Annotated in this window: 10 protein-coding genes; 8 read left to right on the forward strand and 2 right to left on the reverse strand. The window is 52.7% G+C overall.

The genetic code is table 11. The features are described from left to right. Positions 1 to 3 precede the first annotated feature (3 nt). Genes N909_RS0120525 through N909_RS0120550 form a run of 6 tightly spaced genes read left to right on the forward strand, consistent with a single transcriptional unit; the run spans position 4 to position 9,515 of the window. Positions 4 to 1,209 carry an MFS transporter gene (locus N909_RS0120525; protein ID WP_029917993.1) on the forward strand — a complete coding sequence of 402 codons (1,206 nt, stop codon included), beginning with the start codon at positions 4 to 6 and terminating at the stop codon, positions 1,207 to 1,209. Further along, on the forward strand, positions 1,206 to 1,811 hold the full coding sequence (locus tag N909_RS0120530; protein ID WP_051689987.1) for an undecaprenyl-diphosphatase: 606 nt from the start codon (positions 1,206 to 1,208) through the stop codon (positions 1,809 to 1,811). Before N909_RS0120525 ends, N909_RS0120530 begins: the two co-directional genes overlap by 4 nt. 5 nt (positions 1,812 to 1,816) lie before the next feature. Next, positions 1,817 to 3,901, forward strand: coding sequence for a bifunctional DedA family/phosphatase PAP2 family protein (locus N909_RS0120535; protein ID WP_051689988.1), 2,085 nt, complete (start codon positions 1,817 to 1,819; stop codon positions 3,899 to 3,901). Then, entirely contained in the window at positions 3,898 to 5,358 is a 1,461-nt protein-coding gene (locus N909_RS0120540) for a TolC family protein (RefSeq protein ID WP_029917996.1), read from the forward strand. The genes N909_RS0120535 and N909_RS0120540 overlap by 4 nt, the downstream gene beginning before the upstream one ends. Continuing rightward, positions 5,355 to 6,455 (forward strand): efflux RND transporter periplasmic adaptor subunit, encoded by a 1,101-nt coding sequence (locus tag N909_RS0120545; protein WP_029917997.1) that lies wholly within the window; start codon positions 5,355 to 5,357, stop codon positions 6,453 to 6,455. The genes N909_RS0120540 and N909_RS0120545 overlap by 4 nt, the downstream gene beginning before the upstream one ends. A gap of 3 nt (positions 6,456 to 6,458) precedes the next feature. Further along, on the forward strand, positions 6,459 to 9,515 hold the full coding sequence (locus N909_RS0120550; RefSeq protein ID WP_029917998.1) for an efflux RND transporter permease subunit: 3,057 nt from the start codon (positions 6,459 to 6,461) through the stop codon (positions 9,513 to 9,515). Positions 9,516 to 10,084: 569 nt separating this feature from the next. On the opposite strand, the gene N909_RS0120555 is transcribed toward N909_RS0120550, so the two are convergent. Both N909_RS0120555 and N909_RS0120560 read right to left on the reverse strand, forming a co-directional pair. After that, positions 10,085 to 11,833 (reverse strand): ABC transporter ATP-binding protein, encoded by a 1,749-nt coding sequence (locus tag N909_RS0120555; protein ID WP_029917999.1) that lies wholly within the window; start codon positions 11,831 to 11,833, stop codon positions 10,085 to 10,087. A 150-nt stretch (positions 11,834 to 11,983) separates the two neighbouring features. Further along, a complete protein-coding gene (locus tag N909_RS0120560) occupies positions 11,984 to 13,741 on the reverse strand; it encodes an ABC transporter ATP-binding protein (RefSeq protein WP_029918000.1) in 1,758 nt (585 codons plus the stop codon). Between the two features lie 587 nt (positions 13,742 to 14,328). On the opposite strand from N909_RS0120560, the gene N909_RS0120565 reads away from it, so the two are divergent. Continuing rightward, positions 14,329 to 15,690, forward strand: a complete 1,362-nt coding sequence (locus N909_RS0120565; protein ID WP_029918001.1) for a DUF2254 domain-containing protein — start codon at positions 14,329 to 14,331, stop codon at positions 15,688 to 15,690. Between the two features lie 164 nt (positions 15,691 to 15,854). Continuing rightward, a complete protein-coding gene (locus tag N909_RS0120570) occupies positions 15,855 to 17,141 on the forward strand; it encodes a mechanosensitive ion channel family protein (RefSeq protein ID WP_036684363.1) in 1,287 nt (428 codons plus the stop codon). Positions 17,142 to 17,287: the final 146 nt, after the last annotated feature.

A 17,287-nucleotide genomic window follows, 5' to 3' on the forward strand; every position in this document is an offset into this window, starting at 1 on the left:
GGTATGAGCACGAACACCCCTTTTAAGCGTATCCCGATCAGTATTTGGGCTCTTGGCTTGGTGAGCATGTTCATGGACATCTCGTCCGAGATGATCCACAGCCTGCTTCCCCTATTTCTGGTTGGCACCTTGGGTGCCAGTACGGTCGTTGTTGGTCTGATCGAAGGTTTGGCCGAGTCCACAGCCCTCATTGTCAAAGTCTTCTCCGGCGCATTCAGCGACTATCTGGGCAAGCGCAAGGGGCTGGCTGTATTTGGTTATTCCTTGGGCGCGTTGACCAAGCCGTTGTTTGCCATCGCGCCGACTGCGGGTGTCGTCTTCACGGCACGAATACTGGATCGAGTGGGGAAAGGTGTGCGTGGCGCTCCGCGCGATGCACTGGTTGCGGACATCGCGCCAGTCGAGGTGCGCGGTGCGGCATTCGGCCTGCGCCAATCACTCGACACAGTGGGTGCGTTCCTTGGCCCTCTGATGGCGGTCGGCCTGATGCTGCTCTGGGCCAATGACTTCCGGGCCGTGTTTTGGGTTGCTGTCATCCCAGGCATGATCGCTGTCGTTCTGCTTCTGTTCGGTGTACGCGAACCGGAGCGGCACGTCGGCGGGAAACGCACCAATCCGATTCGTCGTGACAACCTCAAGCGCCTGACGGGTGCGTACTGGTGGGTGGTCGGTATCGGTGCGGTGTTCACTTTGGCGCGGTTCAGTGAAGCATTCCTGGTGCTTCGCGCCCAACAGGGAGGTATTCCAGTCGCCTATGTCCCGCTGGTGATGATGGGCATGAACGTGGTCTATTCGGGATCAGCCTATCCGTTTGGCAGGCTGTCGGATCGAATGAACCACGGCAAGTTGCTATCGCTGGGCTTGATGGTCCTGATCGCAGCCGATCTGGTTTTGGCCGCAAATGATCATTGGCTCACTGTGGCTGTCGGAGTGTCCTTGTGGGGCTTTCACATGGGAATTACCCAGGGATTGCTTGCGACCATGGTTGCCGATACCGCTCCTGTGGATCTGCGTGGCACCGCCTTCGGTTTTTTTAACCTAGTCAGCGGCATCGCCATGTTGATCGCCAGCGTCACCGCAGGGCTCCTCTGGGACCGCTTTGGCGCATCCTTCACTTTCTATGCGGGGGCGGCTTTCGCAGTGCTGGCGCTGATGGGTCTTGCCCTTTACGCATGGCGACAGCGACAACTTTCAGAGGTGTCTCGATGACAACGAGTCTCAATATAGAAATCTTCACCTGGATTCATTCCGGTGCTGGAACACGTCCACTGTTGGACGGCCTGGCCGTCTTTTTTGCTGAAGGCGGTCCCTTTATTTTGGCGATTCTATTTGTCGCGCTGTGGTTCATTGCAGGCAACCAAAGAAAAATAATCCTACTTGAGGCGACCTGGGCGGCGGTTCTCGGCCTGGTTGTCAACCAGATTATCGGTCTCTTCTATTTTCACCCGCGCCCATACATGGTCGGTCTCTGCGATCCGCTTTTTGCCCACGGGCCGGAAACCTCCTTTCCCAGCGACCACGCCACGCTCATGTTCGCCGCTGCGTTTTATCTGCTTTTCACCCGGCGTAGTACTGTCTTCGGTTTTTCGTTGTTGGCAATCGCATTGTTTACCGCCTGGGGACGGGTATATTCGGGCATCCATTTTCCCTTCGACATGATCGGCAGTTTGGTCGTTGGTTCCATGAGCGCCTGGTTCGTGCGCTTTTCAGTAACACCGCTAAGACCATTGAACGAACGATTCATCCATATCTTTAATCAGGCTGCAGGTCGACTTTTTGGAAAGAGCAAGCGCCCTGCGGAGAGGCTATAAATCGTATGCATTACCTGAATACGTTACTGGCCTTTATCACCCATCACCCCGGGCTGGCCTACGGCGCGATTTTCATCATCTCTCTATCTGAATCCCTGGCTTTGGTGGGACTGCTGGTGCCGGGCACGGTGATCATGTTCGGTGTCGGTGCGATTGTGGCTACAGGCAGCTTGAGCTTGTTTCCCGTTCTTCTAATGGCCATGATCGGAGCGATTGCCGGAGACGGTATCAGCTACTGGTTGGGACATCATTACAAAGAAAGGCTGGTCAATATCTGGCCGTTTTCACGCTACCCCGGAATGTTAAACAAGGGAGAATCCTTCTTTCATCGGCACGGGGGCAAGAGCGTTCTTTTCGGCCGTTTCGTGGGGCCGGTGCGTCCGGTGATACCGGTCGTGGCGGGGATGCTGGGCATGCGCCCGGTGCGTTTTAGTGTCGTCAACATTCTTTCGGCCATTGGCTGGGCGTTGGTTTATATCCTGCCGGGGGTCTTTTTCGGAGCATCTCTTGCGGTGGCCGGGACCGTCAGTACCAGATTGGCCGTGCTCGTGTTGATATTCGTGGCCGGGATATGGAGCCTCATCTGGATATCCCGCAAGACCCTGTCTCTATTAGACCGCAAAGGACCGGCGGTTTTTGCCAGCTTGAAGCAATGGACAACGACGGAATCTCTACATCTACGGACAATAGTCCGGCCAGTTAAACGACTTCTTGCACTCCTGATTTTTCGCGAACAAGGAGAAGAAGTGCTGTTCGCATTTTTAACTCTGCTCCTATTTGCCGCAGGATGGGGCTTTTTGGGTGTGTTGCAGGATGTTCTGGCAAAAGACCCGCTGGTTGTCGCGGACCAGGCGGTATACCACTTTCTTCAATCTCTTCGTACCCCGTGGGCAGATAATGCCTTTGTCGCGGTTACCGAGTTGGGCGATTCGTTCGTCAATATCGCTCTGTTCTGCACAGTCCTGCTTGTTCTGCTTGTGAAACGCTGCCACCGGGCGGCGTCTTTTTGGGCTTTAACGGTTCTCGGAGGACTCCTGGCTGTTCAAGTGCTCAAGTGGACAATTCACTTGCCGCGCCCCGTGTCTATTTACGACGGGGCCTCCGCCTTTAGCTTCCCCAGTGGGCACACAACCATGAGTGTGGTTCTTTATGGGTTTCTGGCCATCTTGATCGTCAGACAGATTGGTTCTGCCTGGCGGTGGGGATTGGTCTCCAGCGTTGTACTCATTGCCTTTATCATCGGATTTTCGCGACTCTATCTGGGCGCACACTGGCTTTCCGATGTGTTGGGCGGCTATTTCATTGGTACGAGCTGGGCGACTATAGTCGGTATCGCCTACCTGAAAAAGGCGGATAAACCTGTGCCCAAGCGCCTGCTGGCTGGAGCCGTCATAGGCGTCGTTCTCATTGTCGGTGGATGGCATGTGACCCGGCAGCATAAAAAGGATCTGTCGTTTTATGCTCCACGCCACACGATGCAAACCATGGCGCTTGCATCGTGGCTGACTGATGGATGGCGAGACCTTCCCGCCTATCGGATTGACCTGGCGGGCGAAAAGGAGCAGCCCCTTACCATTCAGTGGGTGGGATCGACCGACGAGCTGACCCGGTATCTCTTATCCAAACAATGGCAAACACCGTCGCCGCTGGACCTCAAAGACCTCCTGAGGATGCTTTCTCCAGACACGCCGATTGGAGAACTGCCGGTGTTGCCTCGTTTGCATAATGGCCGAATCGATGTGGTGCGCCTTGTTCAGCCCGTCGACGAAACGCGTCGATGGGTGCTGAGACTCTGGCCTACGGATTTAAAGATATCGGAAAATGGCGCTCCCGTTTTCGAGGGGACGATAGAGGTGCAAAACCGGCGGCACCTTGCCGACATGATTCTTCTGGCGACGGATTCCGGCAGGTATGGCTTGCCTTTGACGAGGCTGACGGAAGTACTCAACGGGCGATTCACCATGAAACTGGTGAATCGTAAGGGTGACGAGATTATCACTGAGAACGAGGATCGTAGAGTGGTCTGGCATGGCGGAGTTCTACTCATACGCCGAAATGCCGAGCCCGATGGAGTTCCAAGCAAACGATGAAACGTGAATATTCCCGACCAAGACAATCTCTTAAAAAATGGGCACGCTACTGGCGGCATGCAGTCGTTTTTTTGTTCCTTGTTACCGTCAGTGGCTGTGCCGCATACCGCCCAATGCCCATCACCGAGGAGGCGGTTCGCGCCAGGTTGCAGTCTCCCGACATGGGACAGGTGCGAGCGCTTGCGCGTGAAATCAAGCATCCGATTCTCCACCCGGTCGAGTTGAAGGCGGATGAGGGACTCTCCCCTAACGGCGCGGCCGTTCTGGCGGTTTTGTTGAATCCATCCCTGCGTGCGATTCGCGATCAAAGAGCACTGTCGGACGCACAGATTCTTGATGCAGGTTTATTGCCTAATCCGGAGTTGACATACAGCCTTGACGTGCCGACAGGCGGCGACACGGCAGGCAGGGTAAACGCATTTGGGCTCGGGTTGGACTGGAATGTGACGTCGCTTATCACCAGGGCTTCAAAAGTGCGTGAGGCAAAGGCCCGAGGGGAGGCTGTCGATTTGGATATCGCCTGGCGGGAGTGGCAGGTGGCCCAGGGGGCGAAGGCAGCCGTCTACCAATTGTCGAGCCTGCGGAGTCAAATTGCGCTGCTTGAACAAGTCCATAAACAGGCGGTGGAAAACCTGGCGTATGTCCGGAACGCCGTCTCGAACGGTTTCATGACCGCAAGCGATTTGAATTCAATCCGGACCGTCAATTCAAGCGTGAATGAGCGGCTGCTCTCGCTTGAGAAACAGGCCGATCAACAACGCCTGAACCTGCTGCGATTGATGGGACTTCCGACTGACTCGCAGATCCATTTGCGTAAAAACCTATCACTGCCGTCCAGGATCATCTTGCCGAATATGTCTTTAATCGACGGGCTTGAGCAAAGGCGATTGGATCTTCTCGCATTACGGCGGGGGTATGACAGTCAAGAAGCTGCGGTTCGAGCGGCCGTGTTGGAGCAGTTCCCAAAGATCACTATCGGCCCTACGTTCAGCAGGGATACAGACAACATACGGACAACCGGATTCGGCCTAAACATTGGGTTGCCGATCTTTAACCAAGGCCAGGGAAAAATAGCGGTTGAGCGGGCAACTCGCAAGAAGCTTTACGATGAGTACATAACCCGTGTTTTTGAAGCCCGCTCAGATATTAAACAAGTTGAATCCGGTATTCGTTTCTTGAACGAGCAGATTGCCGCCGCCCAGGCAACGGAAGCAGATCTTGGGAAGCTGGAGGAAGACTACCGCACCGCTTTGGCCGATGGACGAGCCGATGCCCTGGTCTATTACCGTACATGGACTGATCTGATCGATGCGCAGATAAAAATTGTTGATCTTAAAGGGCAACTGGCCCAGGCCGTGGTCGCGCTCGAACTGGCGACAGGCTTTTTTGAAATTCCTGGACCTGACAAATCGTCTGAAGCGGTATCGATAAAGTCCAGTGTGGAGAAAGAACAATGAAGCGTAAAAATTATATCACCCTGGCGCTGGTGGCCGCGATCATCGGCTTGGGAGCCTATGCCCTTTTGCACTTCGAACCCGGGGAGACGGTCGCCGGAAAAACCGCCTCCGATTCATCATCCGCCCCCGAGTCGCTGATCAGCACCGCGTATCCTACTAAGCGCACTTTCCCGCTTCAGGTTCATTGGGTCGGCACAGTGGAATCACAGGCGTCCATCGAATTGGCCGCTCTCGTGGCTGGGCGGGTCGAGAGCATCGATGCCGAGGATCAACGCCCTGTCAAAATGGGCCAATCCGTAATCCGACTGGGAGGCCCCCAAATCGAAGATACCCGCGCCAGACTCACGGCTCAGATCGAATCCCTGGAAACGCAGGTTCAACTTAGCCAGGAAACACTTGTGCGCCTTGAAGAGAACCTCAAGACCCGGTTGGCGACCAAGGACCAGGTGGCTGCGGCGCAAGAAGCGAAGGTCAGGCTGGAGACGCAGTTGCGCGATGCGCGGTTGAACCTGACAACCTTAAACCGGCAAAGCCGTATAACTGCGTCCATGAAGGGGATATTTACCAACCGGCGGGTTAGCGTGGGGCAGGGAGTAGCCGCAGGTCAAGTTATCGGCGACGTCATCGACACGGATCGGTTGCGAGTCAAAGCATCACTTTTTCCCCCACGGGACCTTGAGTTGCAAGGCAGGGAGGCGGCTATTCGCCTCAGTGAAAGCCAAACCATCACAGGCATTGTCCGGCAAGTTCTCCCGATGGCTTCCGGCACAGGGGCTGTGACTGTGTGGATTGAAGGCCCGCAAATAGACGCGCAACTGCGACCTGGTCAAACAGTCGGTGGGGAAATCGTGGCTCAATCGAAGTCCGGCGTCCTGGCTGTACCGGAATCGGCAATCGTTTATGATCCCCAGGACCATCCATTTTTATTTGTGGGTAAAGACGGTACCTATGAGCGGCTCAGCATCCAAACAGGAATGACGCAAGACGGCTGGATCGAGGTTCTTTCCGGCTTGAAAGAGGACCAGTTGGTTGTTGTCAGGGGAGCTTATGAGCTTTTCTACCGAAAATTCAATGAACAGTTCAAGGTGCAGGATTAAGGCATGCGTAAGTTTCTCCAACTGACTATCGCCAATCCCATCGCGGTCCTTCTGTTTGTCGTCGTTGTCGCCTGGGGAGGCATTTTCGCACTGCTGCATCTGCCCGTGGGGCTGTTTCCGGGACTGGATGTGCCGGTGGTCAATGTAATCTCTCACGATCCCGGCACCGCGTCCGAGGACATGGAGCTGCTCATCACCCGCCCAATCGAGGACCGTATTCGTGCAATTCCTGGTGTGCGGCGCGTATCCTCAACCTCGGTCGAGGGGATTTCTCAGATTACCGCCGAGTTCGCCTGGGGGACCCGGTTGACCGACGCTCGGCAGCTTGTCCAGGCGGAGCTTTCGTCCGTGCAAAGCGATCTACCGGCTAACGTTACGCCACGTCTGGAAAATATCGGGACCACGCTTCAAGAGGTCGCTGGTTACGTTGTTTACGGCGCGGGAAACCCGGTTAATCTCCGTACCACAGTGCAGTTGAATCTCGCCAGTCGCCTGATGGGCGTGGAAGGAGTATCCCGAGTGGAGGTGCTGGGCGGTGATGAGCCGGCGTTTGTCGTTCACGTCCGCCCCGAGGCGTTGGCCCGTGCCCATTTGACTATCAGTGATGTGACAGCCGCGCTGGCCAGGTATAACCAGGTGGCAGCAGCCGACTACATAACCAGAGGGTCGCGGGAGTACCTTATTCGCGGTGACAGTCGACTGCAGACCATCTCCGATGTTCTCTCGGTGCCAGTGGTTGAAAATGGTGCCAACTCCGTTCTTCTCAAAGATATCGCAACCGTTACGTCGGGGCGCGTACCGCGTCATTATACCGTGCATGGAAATGGCTTGCCTGCGGTTTCGTTTGTTGTCTTTAAGCAGCCTAATGCCAGCACAATTGATGTAGTGCGCGGCGTTGATCGTGAACTGAAGGATTTTCGGTCCCTTTTGCCTCAAGGTGCCCAAGTTCGAAAGTTTTACGATCAGTCCGATATCGTGACCGAGGCACGCGATTCCCTTTTTCATGATCTGATTGTCGGTGCATTGCTTGCCGCCGCTGTGCTTTTTTTCTTTATGGGAACGGTGCGGGCAACCTTGATCGTCACTGCGACCATTCCTATCACGCTGCTGGCAACCCTGGCGCTGATGCAGGCATTCGGCCAGACTCTCAATGTGATCACCCTCTCGGCACTCACGCTGGCGGTCGGCATGGTGGTCGACGATGCCATCGTGGTGGCCGAAAACGTGGTGCGACATCTACAGGCAACAGGAGACCGTCAGTCCGCCAGCCTGGATGGAGCTGCGGAAATCGCGGGACCGGATGCCTCGGGAACTTTCACTACGGTGGCTGCATTTGCGCCCCTGCTTTTTCTCGGAGGGATAGCCGGTCTTTTCGTGCGGCCATTCGGACTGGTGGTCAGTGTGGCCTTGCTGGCTTCGCTCATCGTCTCCTTGACCTTCGTGCCGATGATGTTTGGCCGCATCGGTTCGACCGGACAGCGTCGCGCTGTCGGTTCACGTCTGTTGACCCGTATCGACGCGGGTCTGCGAAAGACGCTCCAATTTGCCTTTGCCCACCGGGGCCTGAGTGTGGTGGCGGGCGTCATGATGCTTGGACTTGGGGGCCTTGCCGCATGGCTGGGGCCGATCGGTGTCTTGCCGCCAATCGACGAGGGAGCCCTTCTGATCGAATACGTTATGCCGCCGGGCACATCGCTCCAGGAAAGTAATCGCATCGGCGATATCCTGGAGCGTACAGCTCTCGCCCAGCCTGACATTGAAACCGTACAACGCCGCACTGGTTCACCGGCGAGCGGATTCCAGATCGAAGGTGTAAACAAGGGGGAGATGGTCATGAAACTTGTTCCACGTGGCAGCCGTCACTATACCGTAGAACAGATCTTCGACCATTTGCGTGCCTCCTATAGCAAAATACCCGGTGTGGCATTTTTGTATCATCAACCGACCCAAGAAAAGATGGACGAGAGCCTTTCCGGTTTACCGGCCATGTTCGGCGTGACCATATTCGGCCCCGACATGAATGAATTGGTGTCTTTAGCCGGGCAAGTTGAAAAGGTAATGGCTCAAGACTCAACGATTGCCAACATCGTGAACAACACAAAAATCAAGAGTCCTCAGATCATTGTCCGGCCGAATCCGGTTGAATTGGCCCGCGTCGGCCTTTCTCCGGCTGATATTTTTGAAACGATCCAGGCAGGCCGGTTTGGGGTTCAGGCCACAACCATCCTTCACCAGCGGCAACAGGTGCAGGTCCTGGTTAAAAGCAATGTCCCTTCCGATAGCACGATTGATTGGCTGAGAGATCTCACCATCCCTACGGCATCGGGGCAAGCCGTTCCACTTAAAACAGTGGCTGATATTCAAATTACGCATTTGCCTGCGGCTGTAACACGCCTCAACGGAGAACGTGAAATCACCATTCTGGCTGAAGTTGATGGGAGTATTTCTGCCGCTGTGAGTCGGCTTCAACAGAGGTTTTCGTCAATCTCTCTTCCGGATGGATATAGTATCGCCTTCACTGGTCAGTACCAGGTTCTCCAGCGCACGATAATGGACTTCGTCCTGATCGGGCTGGCGGCTGTAATATTGATATATCTCCTCATGGCCATGCAATTTCATTCTTTTTTACAGCCACTTATTATCCTGGTGACCATTCCTGTCGCCCTTGTTGGAGCAATCGTGGTTCTTGCGCTCACCCAGGTCGGACTGGACGTTTCTGTAGGCATGGGGGCTCTCACACTCATAGGCATCGCTGTCAACAACGCTATTGTGCTGCTTGATTACACTAATCAACAGATCAACGCCGGGCATACGATCTCCGCTGCGCTCCAGGAAGCCGCTTCCATCCGTCTTCGACCTATCCTTATGACGGCTATAACTACAATTTTCGCGTTGATCCCGGTTGCGGTGAACCCCGCCGTTGGCTCGCGGATATTCCAACCATTTGCAATAACCGTAATCGGGGGCTTCTATCATCCACCGTTGCCACCCTGGTTCTGGTTCCTGTGCTTAGGACCTTTCTTTCACGCCAATGGAAATAGCAGAGGATGTGAATTTTGATGGATATGTTTCTCTTGGTGCGTTTTAGGCGTTTAACGAATTCAATTTGATTCCGAGTTTGGGAACCGAACCGGCGTCCGAAAATCGGATGCGAGGTTGTTGCGGTTCGATGCCAGGTGTCCGGTTTTACTACAAACTCGTCACCATCGTCCGGTGCCGGGAAATCTGGGGAGAAAATCGTTTCTCTGGTCGGGTTTGCGGGAAGTGGTTGTGCGAGATGACTTCGGCGTTTATTATCAAGGAGTTACGAGGAGCGCGGGCTTTGAGACTGTTTTGTGGTAGGTCGGCGTTCCCTCCACCAATTAAATCAAGTGAAAACAATATGTTATGGTTTTCACTCTTTCTGACTTTCGCCATTTTCCGATGTTGTCGGGTGATGGCGAAAGTTTTTTTTGGCTTCAGCAAAAGTCCGGGCCAAAATATTCCTTTTCTGGATTGCGATAAGTGTTCCTTTTCCTTTTCTCCTTGCCTCCACTTGAGTTGATTGATTGACGTTCCCCCGGTGTCCACGAAACCGGGGGAGGCCACTTCTGAAGGCTTGGAATTATCCGGAAGCTTTAGCCGGTCTCCTACTGTTCCATCCGTTTGAGTAGTTGAAGGTAGTAGCCGCCTTTTTTCAGTAACTCATGATGATTGCCTTGTTCCACGATTCGCCCATCCTTCATCACCAGGATCAATTCTGAGTGCTGGATCGTCGAGAGCCGATGGGCAATGGCAATGACCGTTTTTTCTTTAAAAATCCTGGCGGTGGCCTTTTGGATAAGATTTTCTGTCACAGAATCGACCGAGCTGGTTGCCTCGTCGAGCAGAATCAAATCGCTTTTTCCAGCAATGGCTCGGGCAAACGAGATTAACTGAGCCTGGCCAGCAGAGAGGTTTTTGCCGTTATCGATGATCCTGTAATCCAGCCCCTCCCTGAAACGATCAATGAATTGATCCGCATAAACAAATTCAACAGCATTTTTGACCTCCTGCTCACCAATTTCGGGTCGGCCTAAAGAGATATTGAATCTGATGCTTTCATTGAACAAAAACACATCCTGCTGCATCAGAGTGGTACAGGAGAACAGTTCTGTTTTGGAGATATCCCGCAGTTCCCTACCGTTGAGCCGGATGCTCCCCTGATAATTGTCATAGGCTTTGGTGATCAGTCTCAGGATAGTCGATTTGCCGGAACCGGTCGCGCCGACAATGGCAATGTTTTCGCCCCGGTTCAGGCTGAAACAAATCTGGTCCAGCACCCGGGTCCCCTCGTTGTAGGAGAAAGCGACCTCTTTGAACTCCAGGGTCTTGAAGCTCATGCGTTTAGCATTGGCCAGGGGGACGAGCTGTCCTTTTTCCGAGGGTTCGGCAAAAAGGCGGTCGATATGCTCCAGGGCCGAGAGAGCCCGCTGGATCAGGGCGATTTGCTGAGCAAATTCACGAATAGGGATGAACAGGCGGTTCAAGGTGTTGATAAAACCGACCAGCACCCCGATGGTCACGACTCCCTTCAGGATACCGCCGATACCGATCCAGATAATTCCCGCCATGGTCACGGAGGTCAGTCCTTCAATCACCGAATAGAGCAGGGAGTCATAGATATTCGATTTGGTCTGGGCCTCCATAAATCGCCGATTTTTCTGCTTGAAACGGCGGACGGCCTTCATTTCCGCGGCATAAAGCTGGATGGTTTTGATGCCGTTCAGACATTCTTGCAGGTAGGCCGTGGCATCGGCCAGCCCTTCCCTCGATTCGTTGTAATAGACCCGCAGCTTGTTTCTGAGCAGGTTCGTCAGAAAATAGACAGGCGGCAGGATGCAAAGGATCACCAAGGTCAGGTGCCAGGAGAGGTAAAGCAGAAAGCCAAACAGGGCGATGGTCTTGATGATATCGGTGACCAGGGAAAGCACCCCGATGGCCACCGATTCGCCGATCGCCTCCCCATCGGAGGTCATGCGGCTGAGGGTGACTCCGATGGGGGTGCTGTCATAATACTTCCGGGGCAGGGTTAGGCTGTGGCGATAGAGGTCCTTACGCATATCGGCGATAGCCATCTGCCCGGTCCGTTGGAGGCTGTAGGTGTAGATTGCATCGGCAATATAGTTAACGACGACCGCCCCCGCCAGTAGCGAGACCATGAAGACCAGCCCCTTGATCTCGGCGACGACTAGGTAGTCATCCACGATCTTGATCAGCAGCCAGGGGTTGAGTAGGGTCCCGCCGATGGAGAACGGGACTGCCAGAAGGCTGTAGATCACCCACCTGCGGTAGGGTGCCATGTAGGCAAAAAATCCACGGATCAGTTGCCAGTCAGATTTTTTTGTGTTCTCTTTCAAGGTGCTTTCCCAAAATAGGAATCGATGGCTAAGCAAAAATTTTGTCCCACAAGGCCTGGTGGTTTTTCAGGGGCGAAGGCCACCATCAGGTGGTCGAGGTCCTGAAAAACCAGCGTAACGCCGTGGGCGGACTTTTTGCGACGCCATCGCTCATCCCTGCTGCGCCTTTTGCAGTTCCCATGTCTGCTTATAGAGCCCTGGCCGGGCAATGAGCTCCTTGTGAGTCCCCTGATCGACCAGGTTTCCCTCATCCAGAACCAGAATTAAATCCGCCCCTTCCAGGGCTTGGACCCGATGAGAGACGATCAGCAGAGATCTGGAGTGCTTGCGTTTGAGTATTTCTCCCAGCAGGAACCGTTCAGTTTCATAATCGACCGCAGACAGGACATTATCCAGTATAAGGAGGTCACAGGGCTCCATCATCGATCGTGCCAGACTGATCCTCTGCTTCTGCCCTCCGGATAGCATGATTCCTTTTTCTCCGACCAGGGTGTTGAGCTGCTCGGGGAAGCGCTCTATTTCTTCTCTCAAGGCCGATTCATAAATAATCTGCTGGAGCTTTTCCTCGCCCGGATGTTCCTGCGTCGACTGGCCAAACAAGATATTCTGTTCCACCGACTCAGAAAACAAAAACACATCCTGGCTTACGGTGCGGATCGCTCGCCTTAAATCTTCAAAGGAGAGTTCCAAGATGTCTTTGTTACCCAGAAACACCGTACCAGGAGGAGGTTCCAGATAACGATTCAGACAGTTGACCAAACTGCTCTTTCCAGAACCGATTTTTCCCAGAATCCCGACCGTTTGCCCTGGAAGGATGGAGAAACTGACATTGGACAGGACAGGCTCACCGTCATAAGCAAAGGTCAGGTTTTTGACGAAAAGTCCCTTGTCAAACAGAGATTTTCTGGTTTCTGTAGGCAGATTCTCCAAGCCCTCATAGGGGGTATCCGCATTGATGATGGTCTCCAGGCTGGTCATCCCCACCATCCCCTGCTGGTAAAGAGTGGTCAGCCAGCCCAGGCCCATGAGTGGCATAGTCAACAGCCCGGTATAGGCGATGAAGGCAGTGATCTCGCCAATAGTGAAGTTGCCATGAATGACGTAGATTCCCCCCACCATGAGCACCAGAACCTTCAGGATATTTTCCAAGTTGATCAGGATAGGCATCAAAAAGGAACGGACAAATGAGATGCGCAATGATTGGTTCAACAGGCCTTGGTTGTGGCGGGCGAATTCCTGTTCACTCCAGTTGGTCAGGCCGTAATTCTTGATGACATCAATCCCGGACAGGGAAGAGACAATAAAGGCGGAAAGGGACTGCAGACGGGTCATTCTCTCCCTGGTGTGTCCCATCACCACCTTCATCCCGATTCGCACAATTAAAAAGACCGCAAACACCGGCACTATACAATAGAGAGTCAAGCGCGGGGAAAGTTCCCACATCTTGTACGGGGTCAGGGACAGGCTGGCGATGATGTTGAAAAACTGCATCAAACCAAAGCCACAGATTAAGCGCACTCCGGTTATGTCGTTTTGCAAACGAGAGATAATGCTCCCCGTTTCATTCTGGTCGTAATAAGTTCTTTGCAGCTTGGTCAGGCGGGTAAAAAGATCATTTTTCAGCTTGTACTCGATCGCCCGGCCAGGGTTGAAAAAGAAAATTCGCGAACAAGTGCGAACAACAATCACTAATAGCGCAAGGGCAAACATCAGGATCAAATAATGATATAGCTCATCTGAATTCGATCGAAGATGATCCTTCCCCTGGCTCAGGATATCCACGCTCAATTTCAAATAAGTAGGGATCGTTACTGCCAGCCAGTTGGTGGCAAAAATAAACAGTATTCCCAATCCGTAGGACGTTTTGTGTTGAGAAATGTAATGGCGGAGGAGGTGAAAACGGCTCATATCTACTTTGTCTTGAGGCTCAGTTTGATCAGTTATTATCGAAAAAAGGTATCAGCTCCCAAAAAGCGGAGCAAGATGAAAAGCTGTTTATTAAAGCGACAGGCTCCGGGTCAGGTTTACTTTGCCAGTCTACAGCAATAACAGGTGGCTTAACACAGGAAGGTCAAATCCACTTATAAAACGAGCAGACCTGTTCTAACAATCGGGGCCATCTCTTCCGTCTCCGGATTGCCGTGGCCGGACAACAAGCATCGGTATACAGCGAAACAAACTGCTCGCAAGAGCACCCCTTTCAATCCTTTCGGCCAATTAGACCAGCGAATTTGACATGCCACAAACAAAACAGCCAGCCGGCCCTCGAAAAATTTTTCCAGAGGCTGATTTTCCGGCTACTTAGGGCGCGTGGTTTTACCAGAGAATAGGAAGGAAAAGATACTTATCTTACAAAACACTATACGATAAAGTGAACTAAAATTTAGCAATGTCGGACACTTAAATATTTTAAACGATCGACTTGTTAAGGTCCTATCGCTTGGCAGGCTCATTATTTAATATATACTTAAAAATGCCCTTTGAGGTGAACCTTCATGCGCACCAAGATCTCAAATCTTTATGAAAGGATTCAATCTAGCTACTGGTTTATCCCTTCGATAATGGCTATCCAGGCTTTGGCATTCTCGACAATGATGGTCTATGTCGACTTACTGAATGCTCAAATCGAATTTGTCGACTTATCTTGGCTCAAATTGACCGGTGCGACCGGTGAACAGAACATCTTATCCACCATTGCCGGCTCGATGATCACCGTCACTGGCGTTATCTTCTCGATCACGGTTGTCTCCCTGTCGTTAACCGCTCAGCAGTACGGACCGCGATTATTGCAGAACTTCCTGCGTAACAGGGGGAACCAAATTGTCCTGGGGACGGTAACAGCCACATTTCTGTATTGTCTACTGGTTCTGAGAACTGTCAATGAGAGCCAGGGCCAAGAGTTTGTGCCGTATCTCTCGATCCTTTGTGCCTTATGTTTGGCCGTTTTGTGCGTCGGCATGCTGATTTATTTCATTCATAGCATCACCGTTTCGATTCAGGTTTCCACTGTTATTGCCAATGTAAGCCGGGACCTTGGCCGAATGGTAGAGAGGCTCTTTCCCGATAAAATTCCCTGCTACATCACCTCACGCGAGAATGAAATAGTACTTGCCAACCAAATTCCCGAAGACTTCGCTGAACAGTGCAAACTGTTATCCTGTGATTCCTCAGGATACCTCCAGGCAATTGATTACGATGGACTGCTCAAACTTGCAGTTGAACATGATCTAATCTTGCGGGTTCTGCACCATGTCGGAGATTTTTTGGTTCGCGAATCAGATTTGATTGAAATCTGGCCGGGAATAAAGTGTGAGGATAAAGAACTCTGCCAGAGGATTAAGGGGCATTTCATCACAGGACCAAAGAGGATCCAGAATCAAGATCTGAAATTTCTCATCAGAGAGCTTGTAGAGATCGCCAGCCGTGCCTTATCCCCAGGCATCAACGACCCGTTCACGGCGATGTCTTGTATTGACCACTTGACCCTGTCGCTTTGCGAACTTGCGCAACGAGCCTTTCCCTCTCCGGGTCGAATAGATAAGAACAATAAAATTCGAATTATCGATGTCCCCCCATCGTTTCGAGAAATTGTCGATCTGGCGTTTGATCAAATACGGCAATATGGTCGCTCACATACAGTGGTCATTCTTCATCTCCTTGAGGGGATCAGCCGCATCTTGCCGTTCACTCGGAACGTAGAACAGCGTGATGCCTTACTTCGTCAGGCATCAATTATCGAGCATGACGGCCAGTCGGGGCTGCCAGTGACGGAAGACCGCGAAATGATACATGCCAAGTATCTATGCATCTTCGAATTAGTTAAGGACAAATTTGGACTAACCGGGGACCTCCCATGATTCAAAGGCAGTTATATAGCAGACCCGGTCGGATGCTTTGCCTGCCTGGTCCAAAGATGTGGTGTCTGATAGCACTTTTATGCTTGATCCACATTTTTTTAGCGACATCATCTATTGCTCAGCCCATCTCTTCGTCTGATGTCTCAGCCACGACAGTAGATGACATGACCGGACCGATTGCGGATCGAATTGAAGTCGAGCCACGCGTCAGCGACGCAGCAATTGCCAAGCGACTAAACAAGATCATGGCCTCGACCGGCTGGTTTACCGCACTCGACGTCCAGGTCAAGGACGGTGTGGTCTTCCTGGATGGCCGAACGAGAGAAGCCGAGTTCAGGGCCTGGGCAGCAGAGCTTGCCAGCAGGACCAGTGATGTGGTTGCCGTGGTCAACCGCATTCAACTTGAGGAGCAATCACCGTGGGAGTTGACCCCGGCCTGGACCGAGATCAACCGTCTTTGGCAAAAGTTTCTGCAGAAGTTGCCAGGAATGGGTCTTGGTGTCCTGGTCTTAAGCGTCGCCATTCTGTGTGCCATAACGCTGGCCTCGGCCACACGCCGTGCGCTTGCACAAAGGCTCAAGCCACTACTTCGGGATGTTGCGGCACGTGCCGTCAGCATCCCGATCGTGCTCTTAGGCCTCTACCTGATGCTTCAGATCGGTGGCCTTTCAGGCTTGGCGGCGACGGTAGTCGGTGGCACAGGACTTGTCGGTTTAGTTGCCGGAATCGCCTTCCGCGAAATTCTTGAGAACTATCTGGCGAGTATTCTAATCAGCCTACGTAACCCGTTCAAACTTGATGATCTAGTCGAGATTGCCGGGCACACTGGAATCGTTCAACGGGTAACCACTCGTGGAACAGTCTTAATGAACCTCGACGGTAACCACGTGCAAATTCCAAACGCCATGGTCTACAAAAGCATTATCCTCAACTTTACGGCAAACCCCAATCGAAGAGAGACTTTCATCGTTGGCATCGGTTACGAGAACGAAGCCTCGACGGCCCAAAAAATTGCCCTCCATGTGCTCGTTGACCACCCGGCGGTTCTCCAAGAGCCAGAGCCGTTGGTCTTAGTTGACCGACTCGGCGCGGCCACAGTCGATCTTCAGGTCAGCTTCTGGTATGAAGGAACCAGCTTCAACGGGCCAAAGGTTAGGTCATCTGTAATCCGCCTGGTCAAAAGGGCTTTTGAAGAACATGGCATCTCAATGCCGGACGAAGCACGTGAAGTCGTGTTCCCCCAAGGTGTACCTGTGCAGTTGGTCAAGCAGGAGTTGACGAAAGAAACTGAAACCGTTGTTGAGGCTAATAATCAAGGAACCCTGGAACCCAACCTGATCAAAGCCACTGGTGAAGGGGATTTTAGTAGTGAAGACGAATTGCTGAGAAAACAGGCGCGACAAGCCAGAAACCCTGAAGAGGGGGCTGACCTTCTCAATGAAAAAGGATAAGCCTTCAGCTACCGCCTTCCTGATGTTGATCAGCATTGAAAAATGACCCACCATCGGCGTCCAACTTTGACCTAGCTATTTGATTGTTTTCCCCCTGTAGGAAGTAATTGCCGCCATTTAGATGACTCTTGACCCTGTGCCGATTT

The organism is Pelobacter seleniigenes DSM 18267 (assembly GCF_000711225.1).
Taxonomy (GTDB): domain Bacteria; phylum Desulfobacterota; class Desulfuromonadia; order Desulfuromonadales; family Geopsychrobacteraceae; genus Seleniibacterium; species Seleniibacterium seleniigenes.